The following is an 8,090-nucleotide window of genomic DNA, read 5'->3' as shown; positions in this document are numbered from 1 at the left end:
CGGCACGGCCGCAGGCCAGCACGGCCGCGGCCAGCACGGCCGCAGAGGCCCGACGAGCGGCGAAGCCGCCGTCAGGGCCCCTGCAAGCCGCGCGCCAGCGCAGGCGCGCGCAGCGCGCCGTGGCCTACGCCAAGCGCGCAGCGAGCGCGCAGCGAGCGGTCAGTCGGGGCGGGGCGTGGCGCAGGAGAGGGTCGTCGTGGCCGCCGCCACCAGCGCGGCGCAGCCGACCGGCAGTAACGGCCAGTCCACCGCGCCCCGTTGGGAGCCGTCGATCAGCGTGCTGACGGCCGCGTTCGCCGGGGAGGCGCCGCCCGCCAGCAGGGCGATCGCCGCGAGCGCGGTGACCGGGATCGACCAGGCGGGGCTGCGCAGCAGCGGTCGGTTGCACAGGACGCCGAGCGCCGTGCCGAGCAGCGCACAGGTCAGCATGGCCAGGAGGCCCGCCGCCGCGGCCTGGCCGAGCGGGATCGGGCTGCGGCGGTCGGCCCCGTGCTCGTCGCTGATCAGCAACACGGCGACCGTGCCAGCCACACCGAACGCCGCCGACGTCGTGAGCGCCGTGAGGACCGCGGCCAGCCGGACCCGGGCCCGGCCGGCGGCGGCCACCGCGCAGGCGCGGGCGGCCGGCGGTTCGGCGGCCACGCCGACCCGCACCAGCCAGGCGGCCGTCGGCAGCAGGGCCGCCGCGACGAGGCCGAGCGCGTCGAGGACGGGTTCGCCGGCCCGCACGCCGACGACCAGCAGCATGGCGTAGAGCAGCAGCGGCGGCAGCCAGCGGTGCGAGTGCAGCACGAGCGCCAGGCGGTAGCGGACGAGCGCGAGCAGCACGGTCATGGGCGGGTGTTCACCGTCCTGATGTGCCAGGCGGGTTCCGCGGCGAGCAGGGTCCGCAGCAGCGCGTCCGACTGGGTGGCGGGGACGCTGAGCCGGACGGCACCGTCCGGCAGCCGCTCGGCGCCTGGCGGCGATGGGGCGTCTGGCGGGCCCACCGCCTCGACCACCACCGTGGCCGCCGGCCCGCCGGGGGCCGTGAGCCGGCCGGCCTCGACGCGCAGCGCCGCCCCGGGGACGTGGGCGAGCCGGGCCGGGTCGTGGTCGACGAAGAGCACCGTGGTGCCCGCGGCGAGGCGGTCCTCGACGGCCGCGTCCAGGGTCCGGCGGGCCGGCTGGTCGAGACCGGTCCACGCCTCGTCGAGCACCAGCAGTTCCGGCGCCGCGAGCAGCGCCTGGGCCACCGCCACCTTCTGGCAACTCCCCTTGGAGAGTTCGCTCATGGGCGTGTCGGCGTGCTCGGCAGCGCCGAGCAGCCCGAGCCAGCGCTCGCCCTCGGCCGCCGCGCGCCGGCCGGGGAGGCCGTGGACGCGGCCGAGGTGGGTGAGGTAGCCGCGCGCGGTCAGCGGCAGCGCGGCCGGGAACCGCTCCGGCACGTAGCCGACCCGGCGCGGGCGGCCGGTGATCCGGCCGCGGCTCGGCGCGTCGAGGCCGGCGACGAGGCGCAGCAGCGTGGACTTGCCGGAGCCGTTGCCGCCCTCGACGCGGGTCAGCGTCCCAGGTCCCAGTTCGAGGTCCACGCCGCGCAGCACCCATGGCGCGCGCCGGCCGTAACGACGCGAGACACCCGTCAGTCTCATCTCGCCCCTTGTCCCACATTCGGGCCCGATTCCGAGCCCAAACCTCAGATCTAGCTCTGAACATCGTCCAAAGGGATTCCCGAACCCCAGGCCCGGAGACAACTCTCCCACGAAGTACGGTTCCGGCGACCGAGGTCGTGAGGGGGAGAACGTGCCACGGCTGGGGATGGGGATCGGTTGGCGGCCCGAGATCGCGGCCGTCGTCGAGGAGTTGCCCGGGATCGACTGGGTCGAGGTGGTCGCGGAGAACGTCTGCCCCGACCACCTCCCGGAGAGCCTGCTCAGGCTCGTCGGGCGCGGCATGACGGTGGTGCCGCACGGGGTGTCGCTCGGGCTCGGGGGCGCCGAGCGGCCCTCGCCCCACCGGCTGGTGTCGCTCGCGTGGGTGGCGGAGACGCTCAACGCTCCGTTGGTCACCGAGCACATCGCCTTCGTCCGGGCGGGCGGCGTGCTCACCGACACGCCGGCCATCGAGGCGGGGCACCTGCTACCCGTGCCGCGGACCCGTGATGGGCTGCGCGTGCTGTGTGAGAACGTGCGGATCGCACAGGACGCGCTGCCCGTGCCACTGGCGCTCGAGAACATCGCGGCGCTCTTCAGCTGGCCGGGTGACGAGTTGACCGAGGGACAGTTCCTGACGGAGTTGGTGGACCGTACGGGGGTCGGGCTGCTGATCGACGTCGCGAACCTGTACACCAACAAGGTCAACCGTGGGGAGGACCCGGCCTCCGCGCTGGACGCCATCCCGCTCGACGCGCTGGCCTACGTGCACGTGGCCGGTGGCGTGGAGCGGGACGGCGTCTGGCACGACAGCCACGCGCACCCGGTGCCGCCTGCGGTGCTCGACGTGCTGGGCGAGCTGTGCGCCAGGACCGAGCCCCCGGGGGTGCTGCTTGAGCGGGATGAGGCGTTCGGGCCGCCGGCGGAGTTCGCCGGCGAACTGGCCGCGATCCGCGAGGTGGTCTCCGGGGTGCGCCGTGGCTGAACCGTCCCGGGAGCCGGAGGAACTCGACGCCGCCCGGCGACGGTTGGCCGCCCGGCAGGACGCGCTGCTGTCGGCGCTGACGGCCGGCGGGCCGGTGCCCGACGGCTTCGACGCGGGGCGGCTGCGGATCCAGCGGGACGCGCTGGCCGCCAAGCGGGCCGGGGTGCTGGCGAGGGTGGCGCCCGAGCTGCCGGAGATCCTGGGCAACGGCTACCGGCCGCTGGTGCTCGCCTATATCCGCTCGACTCCGCTGACCGGTGGCTACCACCGGGACGCCACCGCCTTCGCCGAACACCTGCTGGCCGGCGACCGGCTGCCCGACCGGGCGACCAGGCGGGCCGTCGAGTCCTGGCTGGGTCGGCGCACGGGCCGGCCGGCGGGACGGCTCGCGCGACTTTTCGGAAAGAGCGGGGGGTAACCGCATGCTGACCTTCTCCATCCTCGCCAGCCTCGTGTTGGCCGTGGGGCTCGCCCGGCTGTCCACCACCAGGAAGCGGGCGTTGAGCACGCTGCCCAGACAGCCGGGCGAGGTGACCGTGGACTCGCCCTACGAGGCGGCGTTCCTCGTCGGCGGCGCCGGCCGGGTCGCGGACACGGTGCTGTGCGCGATGTACGACAAGGGGCGGGTCCTGGTCGACGGCGGCACGCTGCACGTCGTCGAACCGGTCGCCGACGACGCGCTGGAACGCGAGGTGCTGGCCCAGTGCGGCGCCGGCTGGGAGGCGCCGCTGCGCACCGTCCGGCGGGGTCTGGCCGACTCGGCGGCGGTGACGGCGATCGGCGACGGCCTGGTGACGCGGGGCCTGCTGCTGCGGCCCGTCAGGCGGCAGGCCTGGCGGTCGGCGGCCAGGCTCGCCGCGGCCCTGTCGCTCGTCGTCCTCGTGGCGTCCCTGGTGCTGCTGATCGTGCTGGCGGCCACCGACTCCTCGGGGACGACGACAGCGGCCGTGCTGATGGCCGTGGCCGCCGGCGCGCTGATGACGAGCCTGGTGCTGGGGCCCGGTCGGGAGCCGCTGCCGGCCGCCGGGACCGAGGCGCTGTCCAGGTACCGCGAGGCCGTCTCGGGGGCGACGGCCCTCGCCCCGCTGGTGGCGGTGGGCGGGATCGTCGTGCTGACCGATCTCGAACTGCGCGCAGAGCTGGCCGAGGCCGCCGAGCTGCCGCTCGCGGACAACCGCTCCGCCGGCACCACGAGCGACGGCGGCTCCGGTGGGGGTGGCGGCTGTAGCGGCGGCTCCAGTTGCGGCGGCAGCTCGTGTGGCGGAGGTTGCGGCGGGGGCTGCGGCGGAGGCTGACGACTCGGCCTGGCGGCCCCCGCGCCGTCAGGCCAGGTCGGAGACCAGCTCGGCCACCGACTTGCGGCGGCCGGTGAAGAACGGGATCTCCTCGCGGACGTGCCGGCGGGCGGCCGAGCCGCGCAGGTGGCGCATCAGGTCCACGATCCGGTGCAGCTCGTCGGCCTCGAAGGCCAGGATCCACTCGTAGTCGCCGAGCGAGAACGAGGCGACCGTGTTGGCCCGCACGTCCGGGTAGCCGCGCGCCATCCGGCCGTGCTCCGCGAGCAGCCCGCGCCGCTCCTCGTCCGGCAACAGGTACCACTCGTAGGAGCGGACGAACGGGTAGACGCTCACGTAGTCGCGGGGCGTCTCGTCGGCGAGGAACGCCGGGATGTGCGACTTGTTGAACTCGGCCGGCCGGTGCAGCGCCATGTTGGACCAGACCGGCTCCAGGGCCCGGCCGAGGCGGGTGCGCCGGAAGCGGTTGTAGGCGTCCTGCAGGGCGTCCGCCGTCTCGGCGTGCCACCAGATCATGACGTCGGCGTCGGCGCGCAGCCCGGACACGTCGTAGGTGCCGCGCACCACCACGTCCTTGGCGGCCAGCTGCTCGAAGAGCTCGGTGACCTCCGCCGCGTGGCCGGCCCGCTCCTCGGGCAGCGGCTCGCGCAGCCGGAACACCGACCAGAGGGTGTAGCGGATGACCTCGTTGAGCTCCTTGGCGCGCTTGCCGGCGGACTTCTCCGAGGCGTCTGGTGCGGTAGTCATGGCCGTATTCTCTCCCCTCACTCCCCCGCCTCGTCGCGCGGCCCCGGCGGCACGGCGCGCAGCAGCTCGGCGACGGCCCGCTGGGCGGAGGCGACGCAGGCGGGGATGCCGACGCCGTCGTAGGAGGCGCCGGCGAGACGCACCGCGGGAAGCCCGGCGAGGTAGCCGCGCACCCGGGCGACGCGCTCGGCGTGGCCCACGGTGTACTGCGGGAGGCCCTGGTGCCAGCGGGTCACCACGCTGTCCACGGGCTTGCCGGTGAGGCCGGCGGCCTCGCCCAGGTCGTCGAGCGCGGCACGCACCAGATCGGCGTCGTCCCAGCCGAGCGGACCCTCGTCGCCGTAGCGGCCGACGGAGGTGCGCAGCAGGAACAGGGCGGGGTCGGCGGCGGCCGCCCAGTCCCACTTGCTGGTGGTGAAGGTGGCGGCCTTGATCACGCGGCCGTCGATCGCGGGCACCAGGAAGCCGCTGCCGCGCGGCAGCCTGGCCAGGTCGGCGCGGCGGAAGGCGAGGGTGACGATGGCCATCGAGGCGTACTCCACGGCCGCCAGCTCGCCGGCCGCGGCCGGCGCCTCGGCGGCCAGCAGCCGGCCAGCGGCCGCGGCCGGCACGGCGAGCACCACGCCGTCGGCGGCGAGCGAGCGGCCGTCGCCGAGGGACGCGGCCCAACCGCGCGCGGTGCGCCGCAGGTTGGTGACGGCGACGCCGGTCTCAAGGGCGGCGCCCTGGGCGCGGCAGGCGCCGGCCACGGCCTTGGCCAGGGTGCCGACGCCGCCCTCGATGCCGGTGAACACCGGCTCGCCCGGGGCGCGCCCGGCCGACTGGCGCTGGACGGCGCGGACCGCGGCCAGCAGCGTGTCGTGCTCGCGGGCCGCCTCGTACAGCTTGGGCACGGCCGAGCGCAGCGAGATCTGGTACGCGTCGCCCGCGTAGACGCCGCCGAGCAGCGGCTCGACGAGCCGATCGACGACCTCCCGGCCCATGCGCTCGGCGACGAGCCGGCCGACGGACGCGTCCTCGCCGACCTTGAGCGGGGGCAACTCGGCGTCCCTGGCGATCTGGGCGAGCCCGGTGTCCGAGAGCACCCCGGCGAGGGCCGCCACGGAGGACGGCACGCCCATGACCTGGTCCTGCGGCATGGGGCGCAGCGCGCCCCTGGTCCAGATCGAGGCGCCGGCCACGGCCGGCGGACGCAGGGCCTCGCCGAGGCCGACGGCGCGGGCGAGCTCCGTGGCCTCGGGGCGGCGGGCGAGTATCGCCTCGGCGCCCAAATCCACGCCCACGCCGGCGACCCGGCCCGTGTGGAGCTTGCCGCCGAGCCGGTCCGAGCCCTCGATCAGGGTGACCCGGACGCCGGCGGACAGCAGCCGGTGGGCGGCGGCGAGGCCAGAGATGCCGCCGCCGACGACGATCACATGCATGGCTCCCCCTCGATGCGTCGCTTCACGTGCCGTCGGGGCTGGTCAGCGGGCGGTCCGCTCGTGGACGTGGGCGACGAGCCGGGTCAGGGCGTCCGGGTCCGTGGCGGGCAGGACGCCGTGGCCAAGGTTGAAGACGTGCCCCGGCAGGCCGGCGGCGGAGTCGAGCACCCGGTCGGCCTGGGCGGCCACGACCTCGGGCGGCGCGAAGAGCACCGCGGGGTCGAGGTTGCCCTGGAGCGCCTTGTCCGGGCCGACGCGGCGGGCGGCCTCGGCCAGCGGGACGCGCCAGTCGACGCCGACCACGTCGGCGCCCACCTCGCCGAGCAGGCCGAGCAACTCGCCGGTGCCGACGCCGAAGTGGATGCGCGGCACGCCGTGGCCGGCGACGGCCTGGAAGACCTTGGCGGAGGCGGGCAGCACCGAGGCCCGATAGTCGGCGGGGGCCAGCGCGCCGACCCAGGAGTCGAAGAGCTGGACGGCCGAGACGCCGGCCTCGATCTGGGTGTTGAGGAAGGCCGAGGTGATCCCGGCGAGCCGGTCGAGCAGCTCGGCCCACAGCTCCGGGTCCCCGTACATCAGCGCCTTGGTGTGCTCGTGGTTGCGCGAGGGGCCGCCCTCGACCAGGTAGCTGGCGAGGGTGAACGGGGCGCCGGCGAAGCCGATCAGCGGGGTGTCGCCCAGCTCGGCGGTGAGCAGGCCGATGGCCTCGGTGACGTACGGCACGTCGTCGGGCTCGAGCGGCCGGAGCTGGTCGAGGTCGGCGCGGCTGCGGATGGGCCGGGCGACGACCGGGCCGACGCCCGGCTTGATGTCGAGGTCGACGCCGATGGCCTTGAGCGGCACGACGATGTCGCTGAAGAGGATGGCCGCGTCCACCCCGTGCCGGCGGACGGGCTGGAGGGTGATCTCCGTGACCAGGTCGGGCCGCATACAGGAGTCGAGCATGGCGATGCCCTCGCGGACCTTGCGGTACTCGGGCAGCGAGCGGCCGGCCTGTCGCATGAACCACACCGGGGTGTGCGGGACGGGCTCGCGACGGCACGCTTTGAGGAAGGCGGAGTCGGTCACAGTCACAGGGAGCAGTCTCCCACGCCGCCCGGCTCGGACGGCGCGCGCGGGTGTGGCTACCGCCGTCGCGGGGCGCCTGCGCCTAGGGTCTGGTCGTCACGGTCCGGTCGCCGAGGCGGGTCCGTGGCGGCCGCGGCCGCGCCCCCCTAGGGTTACCGGCCATGGCAGCGTCTCGAACCCAGCCGGTGGAGGAGTCCGGAATCATGAACGACCCCGGTGCGCGGGTCCCGGCGTCCTTCAGGCGCGCGGTCACGGCGTTGACCGCGGCCCGGCCGCGCCCCGAGGTCAGGCTCGCCCCGCTGCCGCCGCCCCGCAGGCTCGCGCCGTTCGCACACGCGGTGGGCGCGACCGTGACCGCTGGCGAGGAGGAGCTGGCCGACGGCCGCTTCGTGCTGCTGCACGATCCGGCGGGCGACGAGACCTGGCAGGGCGACTTCCGCGTGGTGACGTTGGCCAGGGCCGACCTGGAGCCGGAGCTCGCCACCGACCCGCTGCTGCCCGACGTGGCGTGGTCCTGGTTGACGGAGGCGCTTGACGGCCGGGGGCTCGACCGGCGCGAGGCCAACGGCACGGTCACCAGGGCCGGTTCGAACTTCTTCGGTGGCCTGGCCGACCGGCCGGCGCGGGCCGAGCTCGAACTGCGCTCCTCCTGGACGCCGGCGGACCCGGACGAGGCCGGCGCCCACCTGCTCGCCTGGTGCGCCCTGCTCGCGCAGTGCGCTGGACTGCCCCCGGAGTCCAACGGTCCCGCGGTCACCGCCCTGCCGCGCCGCCGGGGGCCGCGGGCGATGTGAACGCGGGGACGCTGGGATGACGAATCACCGGTTCGTGATCATTCTCTAAAGGCCCAGTGGGATCGTGCCGAAGGACTCAGTGACCCTTCCACCCGGATCGCCCCGACTCCTCCCCGGGAGTCGGTTTCGGATCCGTCCCCATCCCACCC

7 protein-coding genes and 1 pseudogene are annotated in these 8,090 nt (G+C 75.4%); 3 read left to right on the top strand and 5 right to left on the bottom strand.

The window, feature by feature from the left end:
- Positions 1–159 precede the first annotated feature (159 nt).
- A complete protein-coding gene (locus tag E1265_RS29560; RefSeq protein WP_132934059.1) occupies positions 160–825 on the bottom strand; it encodes an ABC transporter in 666 nt (221 codons plus the stop codon).
- Between the two features lie 5 nt (positions 826–830).
- The gene (locus E1265_RS29555) at positions 831–1,631 is read right to left on the bottom strand and encodes an ATP-binding cassette domain-containing protein (protein WP_132934058.1); all 801 of its coding nucleotides are present in this window, start codon (positions 1,629–1,631) and stop codon (positions 831–833) included.
- A gap of 166 nt (positions 1,632–1,797) precedes the next feature.
- On the opposite strand from E1265_RS29555, the pseudogene E1265_RS29550 reads away from it, so the two are divergent.
- Positions 1,798–3,034: pseudogene (locus E1265_RS29550) on the top strand (DUF692 domain-containing protein).
- 4 nt (positions 3,035–3,038) lie between these two features.
- The gene (locus tag E1265_RS29545; protein ID WP_132934057.1) at positions 3,039–3,911 is read left to right on the top strand and encodes a TIGR04222 domain-containing membrane protein; all 873 of its coding nucleotides are present in this window, start codon (positions 3,039–3,041) and stop codon (positions 3,909–3,911) included.
- Positions 3,912–3,938: 27 nt separating this feature from the next.
- On the opposite strand, the gene hemQ is transcribed toward E1265_RS29545, so the two are convergent.
- Genes hemQ through hemE form a run of 3 tightly spaced genes read right to left on the bottom strand, consistent with a single transcriptional unit; the run spans position 3,939 to position 7,153 of the window.
- On the bottom strand, positions 3,939–4,658 hold the full coding sequence (hemQ, locus tag E1265_RS29540; RefSeq protein ID WP_132934056.1) for a hydrogen peroxide-dependent heme synthase: 720 nt from the start codon (positions 4,656–4,658) through the stop codon (positions 3,939–3,941).
- Between the two features lie 17 nt (positions 4,659–4,675).
- Positions 4,676–6,079, bottom strand: coding sequence for a protoporphyrinogen oxidase (hemG, locus tag E1265_RS29535; RefSeq protein WP_132934055.1), 1,404 nt, complete (start codon positions 6,077–6,079; stop codon positions 4,676–4,678).
- Between the two features lie 42 nt (positions 6,080–6,121).
- Positions 6,122–7,153 (bottom strand): uroporphyrinogen decarboxylase, encoded by a 1,032-nt coding sequence (hemE, locus tag E1265_RS29530; protein WP_243741200.1) that lies wholly within the window; start codon positions 7,151–7,153, stop codon positions 6,122–6,124.
- Between the two features lie 197 nt (positions 7,154–7,350).
- Between hemE and E1265_RS29525 the strand changes: the two genes are divergently transcribed.
- Positions 7,351–7,941, top strand: coding sequence for a DUF3000 domain-containing protein (locus tag E1265_RS29525; protein WP_243741199.1), 591 nt, complete (start codon positions 7,351–7,353; stop codon positions 7,939–7,941).
- The last annotated feature ends 149 nt before the right edge of the window (positions 7,942–8,090 follow it).

Source organism: Streptomyces sp. 8K308 (assembly GCF_004348315.1).
Classification (GTDB): Bacteria; Actinomycetota; Actinomycetes; order Streptomycetales; family Streptomycetaceae; genus Streptomyces.
Note: the sequence above shows the minus strand (reverse complement) of the source record. Positions and strands in the feature narration are given on the sequence as shown.